General features: G+C 64.6%; 16 protein-coding genes. 7 read left to right on the forward strand and 9 right to left on the reverse strand.

All coding sequences use genetic code 11. The features are described 5' to 3' along the window. Positions 1-155: 155 nt before the first annotated feature. The 4 genes from ACQP2U_RS08355 to ACQP2U_RS08370 all read left to right on the forward strand — a co-directional run bounded on the left by ACQP2U_RS08355 (position 156) and on the right by ACQP2U_RS08370 (position 3,237). Positions 156-560: a globin gene (locus ACQP2U_RS08355; protein ID WP_433714136.1), complete on the forward strand. Its 405-nt coding sequence runs from the start codon at positions 156-158 to the stop codon at positions 558-560. Positions 561-693: 133 nt separating this feature from the next. Then, the gene (locus ACQP2U_RS08360; protein ID WP_433714137.1) at positions 694-2,298 is read left to right on the forward strand and encodes a glycoside hydrolase family 13 protein; all 1,605 of its coding nucleotides are present in this window, start codon (positions 694-696) and stop codon (positions 2,296-2,298) included. Positions 2,299-2,504: 206 nt separating this feature from the next. Further along, positions 2,505-2,786, forward strand: coding sequence for an aa3-type cytochrome oxidase subunit CtaJ (gene ctaJ, locus ACQP2U_RS08365; RefSeq protein WP_433714138.1), 282 nt, complete (start codon positions 2,505-2,507; stop codon positions 2,784-2,786). Continuing rightward, positions 2,773-3,237, forward strand: coding sequence for a DUF5130 domain-containing protein (locus ACQP2U_RS08370; protein ID WP_433714139.1), 465 nt, complete (start codon positions 2,773-2,775; stop codon positions 3,235-3,237). The genes ctaJ and ACQP2U_RS08370 overlap by 14 nt, the downstream gene beginning before the upstream one ends. 138 nt (positions 3,238-3,375) lie before the next feature. Here ACQP2U_RS08370 and pepN read toward each other — a convergent pair whose 3' ends face one another. Then, complete coding sequence (gene pepN / locus ACQP2U_RS08375; RefSeq protein WP_433714140.1) at positions 3,376-5,958, reverse strand: aminopeptidase N; 2,583 nt, start codon at positions 5,956-5,958, stop codon at positions 3,376-3,378. 137 nt (positions 5,959-6,095) lie between these two features. Here pepN and ACQP2U_RS08380 point away from each other — a divergent pair, with 137 nt between their 5' ends. Next, positions 6,096-6,932, forward strand: a complete 837-nt coding sequence (locus ACQP2U_RS08380) for a phosphoribosylaminoimidazolesuccinocarboxamide synthase (protein ID WP_433714141.1) — start codon at positions 6,096-6,098, stop codon at positions 6,930-6,932. A gap of 515 nt (positions 6,933-7,447) precedes the next feature. Here the strand turns inward: ACQP2U_RS08380 and ACQP2U_RS08385 are convergent. The 4 genes from ACQP2U_RS08385 to ACQP2U_RS08400 all read right to left on the reverse strand — a co-directional run bounded on the left by ACQP2U_RS08385 (position 7,448) and on the right by ACQP2U_RS08400 (position 10,605). After that, positions 7,448-7,924: an NUDIX domain-containing protein gene (locus ACQP2U_RS08385; RefSeq protein ID WP_433714142.1), complete on the reverse strand. Its 477-nt coding sequence runs from the start codon at positions 7,922-7,924 to the stop codon at positions 7,448-7,450. 164 nt (positions 7,925-8,088) lie between these two features. Next, positions 8,089-9,279, reverse strand: coding sequence for a hypothetical protein (locus ACQP2U_RS08390; RefSeq protein WP_433714143.1), 1,191 nt, complete (start codon positions 9,277-9,279; stop codon positions 8,089-8,091). Between the two features lie 44 nt (positions 9,280-9,323). After that, positions 9,324-9,806 carry a hypothetical protein gene (locus ACQP2U_RS08395; RefSeq protein ID WP_433714144.1) on the reverse strand — a complete coding sequence of 161 codons (483 nt, stop codon included), beginning with the start codon at positions 9,804-9,806 and terminating at the stop codon, positions 9,324-9,326. Between the two features lie 475 nt (positions 9,807-10,281). Beyond that, complete coding sequence (locus ACQP2U_RS08400) at positions 10,282-10,605, reverse strand: hypothetical protein (protein WP_433714145.1); 324 nt, start codon at positions 10,603-10,605, stop codon at positions 10,282-10,284. 452 nt (positions 10,606-11,057) lie between these two features. Here ACQP2U_RS08400 and ACQP2U_RS08405 point away from each other — a divergent pair, with 452 nt between their 5' ends. After that, positions 11,058-12,413: a hypothetical protein gene (locus ACQP2U_RS08405; RefSeq protein ID WP_433714146.1), complete on the forward strand. Its 1,356-nt coding sequence runs from the start codon at positions 11,058-11,060 to the stop codon at positions 12,411-12,413. Here the strand turns inward: ACQP2U_RS08405 and ACQP2U_RS08410 are convergent. Then, the gene (locus ACQP2U_RS08410) at positions 12,397-12,933 is read right to left on the reverse strand and encodes an NUDIX hydrolase (protein ID WP_433714147.1); all 537 of its coding nucleotides are present in this window, start codon (positions 12,931-12,933) and stop codon (positions 12,397-12,399) included. The genes ACQP2U_RS08405 and ACQP2U_RS08410 overlap by 17 nt on opposite strands. 688 nt (positions 12,934-13,621) lie before the next feature. On the opposite strand from ACQP2U_RS08410, the gene ACQP2U_RS08415 reads away from it, so the two are divergent. Next, positions 13,622-14,017, forward strand: a complete 396-nt coding sequence (locus ACQP2U_RS08415) for a hypothetical protein (protein WP_433714148.1) — start codon at positions 13,622-13,624, stop codon at positions 14,015-14,017. Between the two features lie 191 nt (positions 14,018-14,208). Here the strand turns inward: ACQP2U_RS08415 and ACQP2U_RS08420 are convergent, their stop codons facing one another. From ACQP2U_RS08420 to ACQP2U_RS08430, 3 genes are all read right to left on the reverse strand, one after another. Further along, positions 14,209-15,426, reverse strand: coding sequence for an RNA polymerase sigma factor (locus ACQP2U_RS08420; RefSeq protein ID WP_433714149.1), 1,218 nt, complete (start codon positions 15,424-15,426; stop codon positions 14,209-14,211). A 6-nt stretch (positions 15,427-15,432) separates the two neighbouring features. After that, the gene (locus ACQP2U_RS08425) at positions 15,433-15,834 is read right to left on the reverse strand and encodes a YciI family protein (protein ID WP_433714150.1); all 402 of its coding nucleotides are present in this window, start codon (positions 15,832-15,834) and stop codon (positions 15,433-15,435) included. A gap of 97 nt (positions 15,835-15,931) precedes the next feature. Continuing rightward, positions 15,932-17,179 carry an NAD(P)/FAD-dependent oxidoreductase gene (locus ACQP2U_RS08430; protein WP_433714151.1) on the reverse strand — a complete coding sequence of 416 codons (1,248 nt, stop codon included), beginning with the start codon at positions 17,177-17,179 and terminating at the stop codon, positions 15,932-15,934. Positions 17,180-17,324 lie beyond the last annotated feature (145 nt).

The raw sequence follows: 17,324 nt of genomic DNA on the forward strand, positions 1-17,324 counted from the left end.
AATGTCGGATGAACTGTGGTTGAAGGGCCGCCCGTTCGTAACGCGGGCACAATGGACGGCGGCCGTAGCGATCGCTTGCGTGGTCGCTCGAAAGGATCAGCAGCGATCGCTTGCGTCGCACGAAACAACAGCCAGGCCCCGATCGAGAGGATTCGATGACTTCCGGCGAGCAGACAGCCACGTCGTTCTACGAGGCGATCGGCGGGGCGGAGACGTTCCAGCGCATCGTCGCGGCGTTCTATCGCGAGGTGGCAGACGACGAGGTGCTGCGCCCGCTGTATCCGGAGCAGGACCTCGGACCGGCCGAGCGGCGCCTGCGCATGTTCCTGGAGCAGTACTGGGGCGGGCCGCGCACCTACTCCGACGAACGTGGGCACCCGCGGCTGCGGATGCGGCATATGCCGTTCGAAATCGGTCCGGTGGAGCGCGACGCGTGGCTGCGCTGCATGCGCATCGGCGTGGCGGAAATCGAACCGGAAATTCTGGATGACGAACATCGCAAGGCATTGCTCGACTATTTGGAGATGGCGGCAAATTCGCTGATGAATGCGGCTTGGTGAGATCATTTCGCCCGGTCCGGGGTCAGCCCTAGGGTTTCGATTCAGGTTGTGCAACGCTGAAAATTTGCCGGATGTCGAAGAACACAGTTGAGCCTGGGCGAATTTACCGAAAATCTTTGGCACTATTGCGGATGTGACTGATACACCTGCCGTGCCGGCGTCGGTGGATCGCACCGCCCAACCTTGGTGGCGGTCGGCCGTGTTCTACCAGGTCTATCCGAGATCCTTCGCGGACTCCAACGGTGACGGGATCGGCGATCTCGGTGGAGTTCGCGAGAAGCTCGGCTACCTCGAACTACTCGGGGTGGACGCGCTCTGGATCTGTCCGGTGATGCGTTCGCCGATGGCCGACGGCGGCTATGACGTCGCCGATCCGCGCGATATCGACGCGCTCTTCGGTGGTATCGCGGCGATGGACGAGCTGATCGGCGAGGCCCACGACCGCAATCTCAAGGTCACCATGGACCTGGTGCCCAACCACACCAGTGACCAGCATCCGTGGTTCGCCGCGGCACTGGCCGCCGCACCCGGCAGTCACGAACGCGAGCGCTATATCTTCCGTGACGGCCGCGGACCCGACGGCGCCATGCCGCCGAACAACTGGCCGAGCATCTTCGGCGGACCCGCCTGGACCCGGATCACCGAGCCCGACGGCACCCCGGGCCAGTGGTACCTGCACATCTTCGCGCGTGAGCAACCGGATCTGAACTGGCAGAACCCCGAGGTGGCCGCCGATTTCGAGCAAACGCTGCGGTTCTGGCTCGACCGCGGTGTCGACGGTTTCCGCCTCGATGTCGCCCACGGCATGGCCAAACCGGACGGCCTGCCCGATATGGAACGCGTCGATACGAAGATGCTCGTGCACGACGACAGCGATCCCCGTTTCAACCATCCCGATGTACACGAGATCCACCGCCGCATCCGCAAGGTGCTCGACGAGTATCCGAACGCGGTCTCGATCGGTGAGGTATGGGTCGATGACAACACCCGCTTCGGCGAGTACGTCCGTCCGGACGAATTGCACCTGGCCTTCAATTTCCGCCTCGCCGAGGCGGAATTCCACGCCGACACCGTGCGGGCGGCCATCGACAATTCGCTCGCGGCCGTCGCGCCGGTGGGCGCCGCACCAACCTGGACCCTGTCCAACCACGACATCGAGCGTGAGGTCACCCGGTACGGCGGCGGTCCGATCGGGGTGGCGCGGGCCCGGGCGATGATCATGGTGGAGTTGGCGCTGCCCGGCGCGGTCTTCATCTACAACGGCGCTGAACTCGGGCTGCCGAATGTGGACGATCTGCCCGAGACGGTGCTGCAGGATCCGGTCTGGGAGCGTTCCGGACATACCGAACGCGGACGCGACGGCTGTCGGGTCCCGATTCCGTGGGAGGGTACGGCGCCGCCGTTCGGCTTCACCACGGCCGCGCAGTCCTGGCTACCGATGCCGCCGGAGTGGGCGTCGTCGTCGGTCGAGGCGCAGTTGGAGGCGCTGGGCTCCACCCTGTCGCTGTACCGCTTGGCAATCGAATTACGCGGTGTCCGACCGGAATTCGCGGGTCCGCGGCTCGAGTGGTACGGCAGTCCCGCGGGTTGTCTCGCCTTCCGGCGACCCGGTGGACTGGTCTGCGTACTGAATGCCTCGCCCGAGCCGATCTCGCTGCCACCGGGCGATGTATTGCTCGCCAGCGCCCCCTCGGTGAACGGACAATTGCCCGCGAATGCCGCTGCGTGGCTGGTGTGAGCGAGCGAACCGAAGCCACAGCGCGCATCGCGCACGACGCAGCCCAGTGCCACGAGGCGCGGTCGTGCGGGACAACACGAGTTCGACCAGAGCGCGAACTACTACAGAGGATCGTCTACCTTTAGTCCCGTGAGTGAGCGAAGCGAGCGAACCATGTGCCAGCGCGCCATGCGCATGACGGAGCCGAGCGTCAGCGAGGCGCGGTCATGAGCATTCTCGAAACGGTGCTGATCTTCCTCGGCATCCCGCTGGTGATCTACGGCGCGATCGCCGGATTGTCGTATCTCGGCAAGCCACTGCCCGGCGAGAAGCCGGTCCACTTCGACCTCGGTCAGAAGTGGACCCAGCCTGCCGTGCTGTGGAGTGCGACCGACGAGGTGACCGGATTGGGTCATTACGACGATCCTGAGTCGTCGCATAGGCATCATGCGGCAATCGAATCCACCCCGGTGGAGCTGATCGGAGGACGGGCAAGTGGCAAGTTCTAAATGGCCCGCGGTAGTCGAATCCGAACTGCCGCACGGTTCGGTGGTCACGAGCAGCGGCCGTGTCTCGGGTGTGCACGAGGCCGGCGGGGTGTTCAAGGAAGCCCCGTTCAGCGATGACGAGCGGCTCGTCATGGACAATGTGCTCACCGAGGCGACCCGCGCGACCAAGGTGCGCTTCAACATCTACATCGGCGATCTCGGCGCGGATCCGGCCGCCGGTGCGGACGCGGTCTTCCCCGGGACCCCCGAGGCCGCGCGTTCGGTGCTCATCGCGGTTTCGCCCAACGACAAGGCCATCGAGGTGCGCTCCGGCCACGAGGTCGCCGATCGCGCCAATGACCGCGTCTGCCAGCTCGGCGTCACCGCCGCACTGAGCTCGTTCCGGCAGGGGCAGCTCATCGACGGTCTGGTCTCCGCGGTTCGCGTGATGGCCGCGGCCATCGGTCGCTGATCCAGCAGTCGCACTTCGCGTGCTCCGGCGCGTTCACCGCTGAGGTGGACGCGCCGATTGCGTTTCGGCTGTCGAACCGTGAACAGGGCATGCGCATCACGATGGATGGCACGCCCCGTCTCAGTCGCGCGAGAACCTTCAGCCCTGGGCGTCGAAGGCGCGGGCGCGCAGTGAGCGTTCGATGCCCGCCTTGCCCTCGCTCACCAGACGGCGCAGGGCCGGCGGATGGTCATCGGCGAGGAATTTGTCCGCCGCCGCGACAGCTTCCTCGCTGATCGCCCACGCCGGGTAGAGTCCCACGACTACGGTCTGAGCGACCTCGCTGGAGCGGCGCTCCCAGACGCCGGGAACCTCGGCGAAATAGCGCTCCACGTAGGGCGTCAGCAGCTCACCCTGGCCATTGGGGGCGAAGCCGCCGACAATCGAGCGGGCGGTGATATTCGGGACCGAATCGTCGGACATCACCGTCGTCCAGGCCTGCTCCTTCACCTCGGCGATCGGACGGGCCGTCGCCGCGGCCGCGGCATGGCGCTTACCGGCCGCGGTCGGATCGTTGGACAACTCGTCATCGATCGTGGGGGTGGCCAGACCGTCGGCGTCGATCTCACCGGCGGCGGCGAGCGCGGTCATGAGCCGCCAGCGCAGATCGGTATCGACGATCAGACCGGGGAGGCCGACCTTTGCCGGATCGCCGTCGAGCAGTTCGCCCAGCACCTCGGTATGCCATGCCGACAGCTTGGCGCCGGTGAGCGCGTTGACGAAGGCGAGTTGGTGATCCGAACCGGCCTCGGCCTCGCGGGCGAGCTCGAGCAGTCGGTTGGCGTACTCGGGCCAGCCGGTGGTGGTGGCCCATTCCGGATCGGCGTAGTTGCCGATCGCGGTGTTGGCCTGCATCAGGAGTCGTTGCACCACACCGATTTCGGACTCGGCGCCGATACCGCGCTGGACCAGTGCGACGAAATCGCGGGCCCGGAATTCGGCCTGCCTGGTCATCTCCCAGGCGGCCGACCATGCCAGCGTGCGGGGGAGTGGTTCGGCGATATCGGCGATGCGGTTCACCAGCACGTCGAGCGAATCGGCATCCAGGCGGACCGAGCAGTAGGTGAGGTCGTCATCGTTGACCAGCACGAACTTGCCGCGCGGCACACCGACCAGTTCGGGAACGTCGGTGCGCTCGGCGGCATCGAGATCGAGCTCGACGCGCTTGGTGCGCACCAGCTTTCCGTCCTGATCGTCGTAGACGCCGACGGCGAGGCGATGGACGCGGCGTTCGCCCGCGCCGGGTACTGCGCCCTCCTGCACCACGGCGAACGAGGCGAAGTTGCCCTCGGCATCGACCTCGAAGTCCGGCCGCAGGATATTCAGGCCGGTGGTCTTGAGCCACTGCGCACCCCAGCCGGACAGATCACGGCCGGAGGACTGCTCGAGGGCCGAGAGCAGATCGTCGAAAGTAGCGTTGCCGTAGGCGTGTTCGGTGAAGTAGGCACGCAGACCGGCGAGGAAAGGTTCCAGACCGACGTAGGCGACGAGCTGCTTGAGTACGGAAGCGCCCTTGGCATAGGTGATTCCGTCGAAATTGACCTCGACGGCGTGCAGGTCCGGGATGTCCGCGGCAATCGGGTGGGTGGAGGGCAGCTGATCCTGCCGGTAGGCCCAGGACTTCTCCACATTCGCGAAAGTGGTCCAGGCACTTGTGTATTCGGTCGCCTCGGACTGGCACAGCACCGAGGCGAAGGTCGCGAACGACTCGTTCAACCACAGGTCGTCCCACCATTTCATGGTGACCAAATCGCCGAACCACATGTGCGCCATCTCGTGCAGGACGGTCTCGGCGCGCCGCTCGTAGGAGGCGCGGGTCACCTTGGACCGAAAGACATAGTCCTCCAGGAACGTAACGGCGCCAGCGTTCTCCATCGCGCCCGCATTGAACTCCGGGACGAACAGCTGGTCGTACTTGCCGAAGGCGTACGGCACACCGAAGTTGTTGTGGTAGAAGCCGAAGCCCTGCTTGGTCTCGGTGAACAGGCGCTGCGCGTCCATATGCTCGGCGAGCGAGGCGCGGCAGTAGATGCCGAGCGGAATCGTGCCGTGATCGTCGGTGTAGGCGTCGGTCCATTCCGTGTATGGGCCGGCGATGAGCGCGACCAGATAGGTGCTCATCCGCGGCGTAGTGCGGAACAGGTGTTTGCCGGGATCGGCGATGAGCGTATCGACCGCGGCGCCATTGGAGATGACCTTCCAACTCGGCGCGGCGGTGACGCTGATATCGAAGGTGGCCTTGAGATCCGGCTGATCGAAGCAGGCGAACATGCGCTTGGCATCGGCGGTTTCGAACTGCGAGTACAAGTAGACCGCGTCATCGGTGGGGTCGACGAAGCGGTGCAGGCCCTCACCGGTATTGGAGTATTCGCAGTCGGCTTCGACGACGAGTTCGTTGCGCTCGGCCAGACCGTTGAGGGCGATGCCCTTGGCTTCGTCGTAGTCGGCGATGTCGATCGGCGTGCCGTTGAGCACGGCGGAGCGGACCCCGCGGGCGACGATATCGATGAATGTGCTCGCGCCCGCGGTCGCGGTGAAAGTGACCGTGCTGCGAGAGAAGAAGGTCTGCTCGCCCGGCTGTCCCGCGCCGTCGGTCAGATCGAGCTCGATGCGATAGTTCTCGACCTGCACTGTCGAGGCGCGTTCGATCGCCTGGTCGCGAGTCAGGTTCGGTGCGGACATTGGACTCCTTCGTGGTTCGAAGAACGTGCACGGGCGGCCCCCGGCGGGCACAGCACTCACCACAATGCCACCTCGGTAAGGTTGCCCGCGCGGGACTTTTTCCCATAAACCCTATCGACCAGGATCGGAGCTGCGACGTGAAGCACATCCACGCCGGAAAGGTGCGCGACCTCTACGAGGACGGCGACACCCTGCTGCTCGTGGCGTCGGACAGGGTATCGGTCTACGACGTGGTGCTGCCGACGCCGATTCCGGATAAGGGCGCACTGCTTACCCAACTGTCGAACTGGTGGTTCGAATACTTCACCGACGTGCCCAACCATGTGGTCTCGGCGACCGATGTGCCCGCGGAATTCGCCGGTCGCGGCATCCGGGTCAAGCCGCTGAAGATGCTGCAGGTCGAATGCATCGCCCGCGGCTATTTGACCGGGTCGGGGCTGAAGGAGTACGAGCGCACCGGGACGGTTTCCGGCATCGCACTGCCGCCGGGTCTGCGCGATGGCGACAAGCTGCCCGAGCCGATCTTCACCCCGACCAGCAAGGCCTCCGAGGGCCACGACGAACCCATCACCTTCGCGGATGTGGTGAATCAGGAGGGCCGCGAGGTCGCTGAGCAGTTGCGCGAGCTGACCCTGCGGATCTACACCCGCGGTGCCGCGCACGCCGCCGTGCGCGGCGTCATCGTCGCCGACACCAAGGTCGAATTCGGTTGGGACGGTGACGTTCTCACTCTCGGTGACGAGGTACTGACCTCCGACTCCTCCCGCTTCTGGCCCGGCGCCGAATGGGAACCGGGGCGTCCGCAGCGCTCCTTCGACAAGCAGTTCGTCCGCGATTGGTCCACGTCCACGGGCTGGAACAAGGAATACCCGGGGCCGGAGATCCCCGCCGAAATCGTCGATGCCACTCGGCAGAAGTACATCGAGGCCTACGAACTCATCACTGGGCAGAGCTGGGGCGACGCGTCCCGCTGACCGTTAGGGCGACTAGCTACTGGGCACCCTGTCTCAGGGCCGGGCGCCTCCCTATACGGGGTGCCCGATTGCTACACGGATGGCCGTGCCTGGGGCCGGAGATCCCGCCGAGTCATTGAGGCCGCTCGGCAGAAGTACATCGAGGCATACGAGCTCATCACCGGGCAGAGTTGGGGCGGCTCCTCCCGCTGACCGTTACCCTGTCTCAGGGCCGGGCGCCTCCCTATACGGGGTGCCCGATTGCTACACGGATGGCCGTGCCTGGGGCCGGAGATCCCGCCGAACTCATCGAGGCCGCTCGTCAGAAGTACGTGGAGACGTACAGACTCATTACCAGGCAGCATCTGGAGTGCCGCGTCCTCTGGCTATGGGGCGCCCCTCTCGGTGTCCGAGCCCTCCGTGCGTGGGTTGCCTGACTGCTGACACGGGTGCCGGGTGTCCGGTTGCTGTACGGCGTTCCAGCGCCAGCGGGTGGGGGCCGCAGTTGAGGCGGGTCGTTCGCTGGGTAGGTGCGGTCAAGTGAGGCGTTCGGCTAATCGGTCGAGGTAGGGGCGCTGGCCCGCGCCCAGTTTGTCGTGCGCGGTGGTGAGGTCGAACCATTCGGCGCGGTCGATTTCCGGGAAGGTGGCGAGGCGACCGGATTTGGGCGGCCATTCCATCTCGAATGTGCCGGGGACCACCGCGGCCGGGTCCAGATCGCCCTCGACGGCCCAGACGGTGAGGTTCTTGGCGGACTTGCCACTGCCGTAGCGGACCTCTCCCAACGGCACCCGCTCACCTTCGGGCACCGGCAGCCCGAGTTCCTCGAGAAACTCACGCGCCGCTGCCACCTCGGCACTCTCGTATTCCGGCTCGTACTCACCCTTCGGGATCGACCAGGCCCCCGCATCCTTACGCGCCCAGAACGGCCCACCCATATGCCCGATCAGCACCTCGGTCTCACCGGAACTCCGACGGAACAACAGAATCCCAGCACTGAATTTGCCTGCCACACCGAGCAGTCTGCCGCCTACTGCCGCTCTGGCGCGCACAGGGCGGCGGGTCCAGTGGGGTGCAGCGTTGCGTCGATGCACGCTGTAGACCGCCGCGATGTCGGACAGCCAGGCTGTGGGTCAGCTCGATGGCCCTGCCCTCTCGTGGGCCTTCCCCGCTCGCGCTAGTCGCCTCGGTAGCGACCTTCCCGCTGACGCTCGGAGCGTTCGCGTTCGCGTTGCTGGTGTATCGATCGATCCCGTTCCGAGTCAGCCTGCGTTCGTGCCTGGCCGACATCGATCATCTTCGGTGGATTGTTGGTATTGAGCCCCAGAATGCCCATGATCTGCGGCGATAGCCCGGCCTCCCTGGCTAGGGCGCGGGCGTGCTCACGTTCCTGCTCCCATGTCCGCTGTGGTGCGGGTGGCGGTGCCGGGGGCTGTTGGCTCCGTGTGGGTTCGATCTCGCGGGAAACGTCCTTACTCTCGCGGCCTTCTCGCAGGATGGCCTGCACTTGCTCTGCCTGCGCATTGCCGAGGTTGAGGCCGATGTTATCCGCCATCTCCCGCGCGTTCGCTTCTGCGCGTTCGCGGGCGTCCTTCGTCTTTGGGGTGGGGTCGGCGCGTACTTTGGCGACGACGGGCGGTTTCGCCTTGTCCCGGTTATCTTCTCGGGTGCGTGCTTGCTCCTCAGGGTCCCTCTCGAGCGCTCTGCTTTTGGCTGTTTTCTGCTGGGCCTTATCGGCGACACGGGCTTCGCTTTGCACACGTGCTCGAGTGTCCCGTTTCTTGACCAGGTCGACTCTTTCGAGCGCCTGCCTTTCTTTTTCGCGTGGCGCTTTATCCAGCGCCCGCTGCTCGCGTAACCGCGCGTCCCGCGCCGCCTGTTGCCGCGCCTTATGCTGTTCCCGCAATTGAGTCGCATCGAACAATTCCAGCTGCGGCGCATCACGTTCCAATTGCCTACCCAACTCAATGAATTGAGTCCGCTGTTTTCTGGTCACCGTGACGATTTGGAACCGATCCGGAAAGTCCCGCGCCAACTTCTCGAGCGGCTGGCGGATATCGGGGTCGAACCGCTCATTCTCGACTCTCACCCACTGGCCGGACCATCCCTGGTCCCGAACCAGATAAATATCCTTATCTGCCTGTTCCCGGCTCGTCTTGCCGGAGATCTGACCGGACTTGTATTCGGTGAAGCGCTTGTCGGACGGATCGACCTCCCGTGACGAATCCATCCGCCGGTACGTGCCGCCCGGCGTGGGCACCTCCTGTTCCTGACGCCAGCCACGTTCGGGTGTCTCACCTCGCGAATGAGCGCCGCCCCAGTGAAAGTACTTAGCATCTTCTCGTCGGCGCGCGTCGTCTGCGGACATGACCCAGCCCCCCGTGCATCGGATCGGTTAACAAAAGTGGGCCGTCAGCCACCGAACCGGTACCGGATTTCGCCGAAGTCGTTGTGAGTGGCTGCTTTCAGCAGCGGAACGATGAACAAGGGGTCGGGGTCGTCGTCGTATCCACGCACGGCCGGACCGAAATCTCGGTACAGCCCGCCACGGGCACGAGCGTCGGGCACGGTGCACCACTGCCATCCGGATGCGCGGACGAAGCATTCGCCGGTCCAACGGACGAACTGATCGGCGATATCAGCATTGGCGGGGTCGGTAACCGATGCTTCATCTGGTAGAAAATCGAAGAACACTGCCTCTATGCGATCCATCGCAGGCTCCGACCATATCGGTTGTGGCAGACCAGGAATTGTCTCAGTGGTGAATGTGGTCAGCCGTGCATCCATCTGTCGGAACCATCGAACCCATTCCGGCGGTCCGGGTGGTGCCGGAGTTTCGACCGGCGTCAGGTCGACATCATCGAAATCCATCCCGATCTGGTCCCCGCTGCCCATACCTTTTCTCCCTCTTCGATTCGATCAAGAACAATCTTGCACTCGGAGTCCGTCGGAACAGTGTCTCATCTCATTAACCAAGGGCGCGCTCCGATATCGAGACTCGGATTCGTAATCTGATCGCTGATGTTGTCCCCTTGTCTGCCAAACTTGTCCTAGCGATCGACGCGTGAGCTCGGTCGGAGCGCCCCCGCGTCGACCAGAGTCCAGAACGCTTCATGTTTTGCACCGCATGAGTCGGCGTCGCAGTCGATGCGCTGACGGAATACGCGGCGCGCTTCATCGACGCTGTACGGATGGTCCGGTGCACGGTGGCACCGGTCGCGAGCGATGCGAGCGAGTATTTCCGTGCTGGGGCGTTCACCGTCAACGTGGATCGGGCGGTCGATGAGGTACGGGAGTACGTAGAACAGCACGATGCCCAGCGTCGAAACCACGGCGACTGTGGCGCAAACAATTCCGGTGGTCGTCATAGCTAGTCGACCTCCGCGTCGTCAGTCGAGATCGGCTCGACGGTGATCACGGCGTGTTCGTCGAATTCGCGGTGGTCATCGGATGCGAATGTGAATGTCTGTCCGACATACCCGTGGTCGTCAACTGGCGCCCATGATCCGTCTTCGCGCTGCAACCAGCCCGCCGGGCGATCGGTTCTGGCGTTGGCGTCGCGTAGCGCGATAGCAGTTGCACTGCTTGTGCGCTCGATATCGGCGGTGCAGCACTGGCAAATGCCGGTGTCCGGCTCGGCATCCTCATAGGTGCAGCGGGGGCAGAGTTTCGCTTGGGGCTCAGCAAGCGCCATCTGGCATCACCCCGTTTCGTTCGTGGTCACCGGTGCCGGGGACGCGACATCTCGACACAAGGATGTTTCTTTGGGTGGGTCTCCCCATCGACGGACGGCATCCGCGAATAACTCGATCAAATCGGCCGATGCGCCGCGGTAGGTACCGGGTGGGCCGACGAAAGGATCGCGTTGCGGCAGTGTGGAATAGGCATGGTTGCCTCGCCCGTGACGCCGCGAATCTTGCGGGTTGAACGGCATTTGGCTGTACCGCCTTGGGTTCGTTGGGTTTTGGCAGGCCGCCCGGCGCCGAGGGCTCTCAGGCATCACCCCGGCGCTGGGTGCCCGGATCAAGAAAACGCTGAGCGGGTGGCTCGCCGTAAGGCGTGCAGCCTGGGCGGGTGTGTGCACAGGGGGTGTGCGCGGCTGTGAATTCGTGGCGTGCAAGGCGTTTCGCGTGCCAAACTTCTGAAATGGGACGGCAGCCCAAGCAACCCAACATGCAGCTCGCCGAGCTGCTCGAGGAAACAGGCCTACCGAATAAAGCGCTCGCTCGCCGAGTTGTCGAGCGAGGCCGCGCGGTCGGTATTGAGTTGCGCTACGACCACACCTCGGTAGGGCGGTGGCTGGCGGGCGAGCAACCCAATCCGCCCGGGCCTGACTTGATCTCGGAGTGTCTTACCGAGGTGGCAGGGCGGCGGGTCACCGCTGCCGACTGTGGGATGAGGGGTGAGGCAGCCGATCTCGGACTCGAGTTCTCTTTGAGTCTCGCGGAGGCGACCGCTTCGGCGACTGCGTTGTGGAGGAGTGATGTGGAGCGCAGGCGGTTCCTGGTCGGCGCGTCGTATGCGGTAGCGGTCTACCCAGCCGCCTCAATGCGATGGTTGACTTTGCCAGGACCCGAGCACCCTGTCTCGGCTGGATATCGCCGGATCGGACAGAGCGACGTCGATGCGGTCCGGACCATGACAACCGCGTTCCGGGACCTCGACAACCGGGTCGGCGGCGGGAAGGTGCGGTCAACGATCGTCCAATACCTGCACAGCTCTGTCGCTCCGCTGCTACGCGGCAGCTACAACGAACGCATCGGACGACAGCTGTTCGCGACTACAGCCGAACTCACCAAGCTCGCAGGCTGGGCCGCCTACGATCTCGAGGAACACGGCCTCGCACAGCGTTATCTCATACAGGCGTTGAGGATGTCGCGCGCTGCGGGCGACATCGGCCTCGGCGCGGAGATCCTCGCGGCGATGAGCCACCAGGCGACCTACGTCGGCCGTCCTGGCGACGCCGTCGACCTCGCTCGGGCGGCGCAAATGGCAGCCCGCAACGCCGGCCTCGCCGCACTGGAGTCGGAGTGCCTGATGGTCGAGGCGCACGGTCACGCCTCGCGGCGGGACGAATCTTCCTGCGCGACATCTTTGAACGCCGCCGAGCGCGCGTTCGGCCGTGGAGATTCCGGTCGGCCGGAATGGCTGGACTACTTCGATGGCGCGTACCTATCGGCCAAGACCGCCCACTGCTTCCGGGATCTCGGCGACCTCGCCCGGGCGGCCCGCTACGCCGAGCAATCCCTGGACATGTCCGACGGCTATCTGCGAGGGCGGGCATTCAACCTGTGCCTGCTGGCTTCCGCCGTTGCGGACACGGATCCACATGAGGCGGTCCGCATCGGCAACGAGGCGCTCGATCTGACGGGCAGCCTCGAGTCCCGGCGCAGCTACTCCTACCTTCGCGAGGTCCGCTTTCGCCTCGCGCTACACGACGAACTCGACGATGTCGCAGACTTCCGTCGGCGCGTGCTCGCCGTCACTAAGGCGACAGACTGATAGCGCGGTACAGCGCAACGACAGTCGCGGCGCCGACAATCTCTCCGCGGTCGATCATCGCGACCGCATCCGGTAGCGGGATCCACTCGATCTGCTCGGCCTCGTTGATGTCCGGCTGCTTGTCGGTCAGGTCGGCGCCGTCGGCGAGGTAGATCAACTGCGGCTGATCGAGCGTGCCGATCGCTGGCTGGTAAGTGACGAGGTGTTCCATCGTGCGTGGCCGCCAGCCGGTCTCCTCTTCGACTTCCCGCGCAGCCGCCAGCGCAACGTCCTCGGCGCCGTCGACATAGCCCCCGGGCAGTTCCCACACCCATCGGTCGATGATGAACCGATGCCGGTACATCAACAACGCCTCGCGCTTGTCGTTCAGTACCAGGGTCATCGCGCACTGCGGCATGCGCGCCACGTACTGCGTGAACCTAACGCCGTCGGGCAGTTCGACATCAACGGTGGACAGTCGGATGTGGCGGTTCTCGTCGACGAGGTGCTCGCCATGGATAATCCACTGGGTTCGGCTCACAGGTCGAAGGTAGCAATCAATGCATGCGGGTTTTACGAAAGTCCTACGGTGGATGGACATTGGCAATTGCGCGATCAGCGTGGGCATTGTGGTGCGGGTGGTCGTTGCCGCCATGACGGTCCTCGCTGTACGCCTTGCCGCTTGTCGAACACGCGGCGGGCGTCGCACGCCGCGGCGATAGTTCGCTGCCAACGAGCCAATGGATAGCAAGTGTCCACGCGCAGATCCTGGCCGGGCTGGGTGATGCGTATGGGTGCGAGCGGGCATTCGACACGGCGCGAGGTGTCCTTGACCTGTCCGCTACGTCCTCGATCGGGTGGTTACGTTTCTCCGGTGATCGGATTGATGAAGAGCACGCCAGTTGTCTTGTCCGATTAGACCGACCGGAACGCGCCGAACATATTCTCATTCCCCTACTGGACCGGCCACTGTCAGTCCGTCGTCGTGCCAGCGTCCTGATCGACCTTGCCGCGGCGGGGGCGCTGCGTGATGATCCAGTGCAGGCAGCGTGGTACGGCGGAGCCGCTGTCGACATCGCTCGTCGTACGCGATCCGGCTACATAGGGCGACGGCTCGACCAGTTCAGTCAGCGACTGTCAGGAATGCGGGGCGACCGGCACATCGACCACCTTGAACACCAGATCGCTACGCTGACGGCGTCACCCAGATACTAGCGAGGAGAGCACGGTTGAGCAGCGACAACGATCACGGCGGCAAGGTTTTTCGGGAGGCGTGGATTACCGGTGTCACCAACCACTATCCGGGTACGCCGAAGGACAGCTATATCGCCCCGTGGGAAAGTACGCCGGAGTGGGAACGCGCCAGTGCGGCTGCCGTCTACCGTCAGGTTGTCGACTTCATTCAGGCTACCAACGGTGCTGCTGCTCGATTGAGTCCCGAACTGAAAGGCCAGTTCGTCGCGATCTGTTGGATCGGCCAAATCTACGCACGCATTCCGGATCCGAAGCCAGGTTACGTCGCACCGTGGAACGAGCTGCCTGAGTGGCAACAGCAGACCGACATCGGGATCTTCGAGGCGATCGAGCGTCATCAGGTTGCCGAGGAAGTGGGGACCGCCGGGTAGTGCGACGAAATTCGGACACAGCAAGGGATGACGAACTCTCGCATTTTCTTGGAGGCTTTTTCTCGGCGATTGAAGTCGGAATCTGGATCTCGTAAGGCAGGACGCAGAGCGTGCCGCGAGGCCGCGTGAGGATTGGCCTCCCTGTATGCGATGGTTGCCTGTGGTAATCGTCTAATCCCGACGCTGTCGGATCAGGTTTGATGGCGGAGGTGGGCGGCGCGGAGGGTTAGGTAGTCGCGTTCGGGGATGCTGGTGGTGTGGTTGGCGGCCGAGGTGTAGCAGCTGATGGCGGCGGCGAAATCGCCTGCCATTTCGTGTAGGTGGCCGCGGACGGCGTTGAGGCGGTGGTTGCCTGCCAACTGGTCTTCGAGGGTGTCGGCGAGTTCGAGTCCGGCGGCGGGGCCGTGCACCATCGCGGTGGCGACGGCGCGGTTGAGGGTGACCATCGGGTTCTTCGAGATGCGCTCGATCATGTTGTACAGGGCCAGGATTCGACGCCAGTCGGTGTCTTCGGCACGCAGCGCCTGCGCGTGCAGTACGGCGATCACGGCCTGGATCTGGTAGGGGCCGGTGAGGCCGGAGGCGAGGGTGCTGGTCGTCAAGGTGATGCCCTCGGTGATCAGCTTGCGATCCCAGAGTGCGCGGTTCTGTTCGGCGAGCGGAATCAATTCACCGTGGGTTCCGGTGCGTGCGGCGCGCCGTGAGTCGGTGAGCAGCATGAGCGCCAGCAGGCCGGTGACCTCGGTGTCGTCGGGGAGCAGTCGATGGATCGACCTGGTCAGTCGGATCGCCTCATTCGAGAGGTCGGTGCGCTGTAGGTCGGGGCCCGCAGTGGTGGTGTGTCCCTCGTTGAAGATCAGGTACAGCACATGCAGTACCGAACCGAGCCGTTCGTGCCATTGCGCATCACCGGGCCTGGCGAACGGGCGGTCGATGGCGGCCAGTTTCTTCTTCGCACGCGTAATCCGTTGTGCCATGGTCGCTTCCGGCAGCAGGAAGGCATTGGCGATTTCCGCTGTGCCGAGCCCGCCGACCGCACGCAATGTCAGTGCGATGGCACTCGCGGACGACAGCGCGGGATGGCAGCAGAGAAAGAACATGGCCAGCGTGTCGTCACGCTCGATGGCCTGGGCATCGGGCACGTCGCGCTCGAAAACCGTTGTCTCCCTGCGCCGCCGAGCCACCTCGGCGCGCACCACATCGGCCATCCGCCGCTGCGCGACCTGAATCAACCAACCACGCGGATTATCTGGTAACCCATCGGCGGGCCATTGGGTCGCCGCCGCGAGCATCGCTTCCTGCAGCGCGTCCTCGGCGGTGTCGAAATCGCCGAATCGGCGTACCAATGTGCCGAGGACCTGCGGCGCGAGTTCACGCAACAGGCCCTCGATGGGCAGCGCTTCGGGCATGGACAATTATTGTTCGGTCGCCGGAGCGCCCATCACCGCGCGTACCTCGATGTACTCACCGATCGGCTTGCCAGCCGGTCCGGGGCCCGCCGAAGCCTGTGCGGCGATCTCCAACGCACGCTCCGGACTTTCCACATCGACAAGCCAATATCCGGCCAGGAACTCCTTGGTCTCCGGGAACGGACCATCGGTGATAACCGGTGCGGAGCGCCCGTCCGAACTGACCAGTCGTGCCTCGTCCGGCCCGGCCAGCCCCTGCGCGTCGACCAGCTCACCGGTTTTGGCCAGCTCCGCGCCGAGGGCCCGCTGAAAGTCGATATGCGCCTGGATCTCCTCCGGCGTCCACTCGGTGATCGGAATGTCGCAGTTGGCGGCGGGGCCATAGGTCTTGAGCAGCATGTACTTCATATCCGGTCTCCTAGCCTTCGATGCGCCCCTGCGGCGCGCTCGCGATCAGGTCGCAGCCGTGCACACAGATCCGACGCATCCTCGATAGTGATCTGCATCACAGTGGCGCGGAGGTGTCGGCGAGCCGGTCCGGATCGACCTGCTGGCCGATCAACTCCTTGATCCTGTCGGTCACATCCCAGATATTCACATTCATTCCCGCCAGCACCCGGTTATCGGCATCGAGCCAGAATGCGACGAACTCGCGCTTGCCCACATCACCGCGCACGACCACCCGCGCGTATTCACCGGTCGCGGCATATCCGGTGTACTCCATGCCCAGGTCGTATTGGTCGGTGAAAAAGTACGGCAGCCGGTCGTAGGAGGCCGATTTGCCGAGCATCGTTTGCGCCGCGACGGCGGGCTGATTCAGTGCATTCGCCCAGTGCTCCACCCGAATTCGACGTCCGAGCACCGGATGCTGCGCGTCGGCGATATCGCCGACCGCCACGATATCCGGGTCACTGGTGGCCAGGCTCGCATCCACGAGTACGCCACCGTCGGTCGCCAGCCCCGCGTTCGCGGCGAGTTCGATATTCGGCCGCGCACCGATCGCGACGAGTACGGCATCGCCCTCGATCACGGTGCCGTCGGTGAGTCGGACACCGCTCGCCAGATCCACCCCGCCCTGACCAGCGGTGATTGCCCCGGCCTGATGAGTGGTGATCGCCTCGACCTGGGCTCCGAATCGCAGGTCGACGCCGTGGTCGCGGTGCAGATCCGCGAAGACCCGACCCATCTCGGGTCCGAGCGCCGCCAGCAGCGGCAGCTCGGCGGATTCGATAATGGTGACCTCGACCTGGGCGGCGCGTGCGGCCGAGGCGACCTCGAGCCCGATCCAGCCCGCCCCGATGATGACCAGCCGCCGGGCCGAGCCGAACAGCTCGATCAGACTGTCGGAGTCGCCGATGGTGCGCAGCGTGTACACCTCGCGCGCATCCATGCCCGGAATCGGCAGGCGCCGTGGGTTCGAGCCGGTCGCGAGTGCGAGCTTGTCGTAGCCGAGCGTCGAACCATCCGGCAGCGTCACGGTTTTCGCGCGTGGATCGATCGCGCCGACCTCGGTGCCGAGCCGGACATCGATGTGGTGATCGCGGTACCACTGGCCCGGGTCGACGGTGAATTCCTCGAGTGATTTCTTACCGGCCAGATGTTCCTTGGACAGCGGTGGTCGCTCATAGGGCAGGTAATCTTCGGCGCTGATCAGCGTGACGGTTCCGGGGAAATCGTTGGCGCGCAGTGCTTCTGCCAGCTTGGCCGCGGCCAACCCGCCGCCGACGATAACGAAATGCTGATCGGAGGTCATAACGGACTCCTTTTCGGGAGGGAACCGGACGCCTGCGTGTCACCCTACTGGGACCCGAGGCCGCCTTTGCAGAAAATCGGGCGTCCGGTCCGGGAACGAATCGCGCGCCCGCGTGGTTGGCCACGGATAGTGGCGCGGCGAATCC

This window comes from Nocardia sp. CA-084685, assembly GCF_050955785.1.
In the GTDB taxonomy this organism is placed as follows: Bacteria; Actinomycetota; Actinomycetes; order Mycobacteriales; family Mycobacteriaceae; genus Nocardia.

What these genes read in the sequence shown, in the direction of transcription:
- ACQP2U_RS08355 (WP_433714136.1), top strand. Translation starts at nt 156, where the DNA reads ATGACTTCCGGCGAGCAGACAGCCACGTCGTTCTACGAGGCGATCGGC.
- ctaJ (WP_433714138.1), top strand. Translation starts at nt 2,505, where the DNA reads ATGAGCATTCTCGAAACGGTGCTGATCTTCCTCGGCATCCCGCTGGTG.
- pepN (WP_433714140.1), bottom strand. Translation starts at nt 5,958, where the DNA reads ATGTCCGCACCGAACCTGACTCGCGACCAGGCGATCGAACGCGCCTCG.
- ACQP2U_RS08390 (WP_433714143.1), bottom strand. Translation starts at nt 9,279, where the DNA reads ATGTCCGCAGACGACGCGCGCCGACGAGAAGATGCTAAGTACTTTCAC.
- ACQP2U_RS08395 (WP_433714144.1), bottom strand. Translation starts at nt 9,806, where the DNA reads ATGGGCAGCGGGGACCAGATCGGGATGGATTTCGATGATGTCGACCTG.
- ACQP2U_RS08400 (WP_433714145.1), bottom strand. Translation starts at nt 10,605, where the DNA reads ATGGCGCTTGCTGAGCCCCAAGCGAAACTCTGCCCCCGCTGCACCTAT.
- ACQP2U_RS08405 (WP_433714146.1), top strand. Translation starts at nt 11,058, where the DNA reads ATGGGACGGCAGCCCAAGCAACCCAACATGCAGCTCGCCGAGCTGCTC.
- ACQP2U_RS08420 (WP_433714149.1), bottom strand. Translation starts at nt 15,426, where the DNA reads ATGCCCGAAGCGCTGCCCATCGAGGGCCTGTTGCGTGAACTCGCGCCG.
- ACQP2U_RS08425 (WP_433714150.1), bottom strand. Translation starts at nt 15,834, where the DNA reads ATGAAGTACATGCTGCTCAAGACCTATGGCCCCGCCGCCAACTGCGAC.
- ACQP2U_RS08430 (WP_433714151.1), bottom strand. Translation starts at nt 17,179, where the DNA reads ATGACCTCCGATCAGCATTTCGTTATCGTCGGCGGCGGGTTGGCCGCG.